At 58.6% G+C, this 2112-nt stretch carries 1 protein-coding gene and 2 pseudogenes; all 3 read left to right on the forward strand.

The window, feature by feature from the left end; translation table 11 throughout:
• Positions 1–690 (forward strand): annotated as a pseudogene (locus ACZM22_RS11110) (hypothetical protein); the annotation flags it as partial.
• Between the two features lie 377 nt (positions 691–1067).
• On the forward strand, positions 1068–1889 hold the full coding sequence (locus ACZM22_RS11115) for a DUF4314 domain-containing protein (protein ID WP_489544117.1): 822 nt from the start codon (positions 1068–1070) through the stop codon (positions 1887–1889).
• Positions 1883–2112 (forward strand): annotated as a pseudogene (locus ACZM22_RS11120) (ParA family protein); the annotation flags it as partial. The gene ACZM22_RS11115 and the pseudogene ACZM22_RS11120, both read left to right, overlap by 7 nt.

Genomic DNA, 2112 nt, shown 5'->3' on the forward strand with positions numbered 1-2112 from the left:
ACGCAATTTCATATCCGCCCTGCCCGCCCAGAGGAGGCGGGCTTATTTTATACCCCGCACCCCGAAGAAGATAAGCGGCTGGGTACCGTTGGCCATGTCCGGATGGACTTCGGGCGCAGCGGCAACGAGTTCTGGCATACATGGTGGCCTCGTGGCCCGGAGGAGCTGAACAGCCCCGCATTCAAGCTGGAGCTGCAGGAGGTCGTGGACACGCTGCGGGAGAGTGTGCTGAAAAACCGCTTCGCTATGGAGCGTTTCTGCTATGAACACGGCGGCAAAATCAGCGGCGGCTGGACACAAAACTACGGCTACATCGTGGAAACCGAGCATTACCGCTACTGCCTGCGCTGCAATCCGTCCCCCGGAGATTATAACTGCTACTGTACGGCCTATGATCTGGATGTCCAGCGGCAGAACATGGCGCGGGACAAGCCGCTGGTCGGTCGCACGACCTACACCAACGGCGACACGCAGGAATTTACGAGTGCGGACGAGTTCCTCCGCTGCGTGCGTGAGGAGTTGCCGTACCGCCCCACCACAGGCTTCCGGTACGAGGTGCTGACCGACGATTCCAGCGTCCGCAAGCAGGTGGATGACATGATCTTCGACTTCTACGGCGAGGAAGCCCCTTGCCGGCAGGAGGATCACGAGCCTCGGCCCGAGCAGGGCATGACTTTCGGGGGAATGTAATGGACGCCTCAAAAAAGCAGCGAGAGCCAGTCGCATTCAAAAGCCTTGCCGAGCTGAAACGGTTCATCCGACCCGGAGTGGAGTTCAAGACCGTCAGCCACGCCAATCACGCGGATATGGTGGGGCTGACCCGTGTGGTGACCACGGTGCAGACGGTGGGCTTCTATTCCAAGATCAAGAATCAGCCGGAGCATCCCTTCTCCACCTGCAACCACGGCAAGGGCTTCTACACCGATTTTGGAAAAGCCGGCAATTACATCTTTGATGGTACGACGGTCAGGGTGAAGGATGCCCGAAAGCAAGATCGCGGCGTGATCTACGAGCTGGAGTTTTACGACAGAGAGCAAAACATGGAGGAAACGATGATGGACAGAAAAATGGTGAATTTTATCAGGGAACAGTATCCCCCCGGCACCCGCATCCGGCTCAATTCGATGGAAGACCCCTACGCTCCCATCGCTCCCGGTACGGAAGGTGAAGTGGACTTCGTGGATGACATTGGCACTATCCACATGAAGTGGGATAACGGCAGGTCGCTGGCACTCATCCCCGGCGAGGACAGCTTCACGGCGCTGCCACCCAAGCTGACCACCCTCAAGCTCTACATGCCCTTGACCGCCGATCTCTACGAGCGGAACGAGTACGGCGACTTTGACGATAGCAGCACATTGTTGGAGGGCCGCGAGCTGCGCGGCTATCAGGATCAGATTACGGCGGCGCTGGTGAAAAACCGGATGCCGGAGGAGGCAGAGCGCGGTCTCATGCATTGGTATGATGAAGCCGACAGCGTTGACCGCAAGGTGCGCTCCGCCGTCTTCACCGTGGAGAAGCGTGACCGACAGCTCTGGGGCGTGGCGGAATGCCGCGTCGCCGGGGAATTATCGGACACAGAGCTGGAAATCTTAAAGGAATATCTCACCGGACAGGCTTCGGACGGCTGGGGTGAGGGCTTTGAGCAGCGGGAAATTTCCGTGGATGACGGCGGTGAATTGTATGTCCACCTTTGGAACTCGGACGAGTGGAGCATCCAGACGGAGCAGGAGCTTTTCTCCCCCAAGCTGGCGGATGGACTGCCGGAGCTGTGCTTCTCCACCCTCCCCCACACCGGCGCGCTCATTTGCATCAAGCGCGGCGAGAGCGGCTACTATCCCAGCGACTGGTCCACGAACGATCCAGCACATAACCGTGAGATACCCTAAAACGTCTGCCGCACCTGACGATGCTTGGCCTTCGCAAGAAAGAAAACGAGTACACCTATGCGCCCTGCACCAAGCAGCAGGCAGAGGAGCTCATCCGCGGCCTCCGCGAGATCTTACCCTATGTGGTCATTGATTGCTCCAGCTACATCGCAAACGACATTCTCTCCGCTGTGGCGCTGATGGAGGCGGACAGCGTTCTGCAGCTTGCCAGCTGTGACCTGAA

The organism is Vescimonas sp., assembly GCF_057856985.1.

Coding starts and splice junctions, on each gene's coding strand:
- ACZM22_RS11115 (WP_489544117.1), top strand. CDS start 1,068: ATGGTGAATTTTATCAGGGAACAGTATCCCCCCGGCACCCGCATCCGG.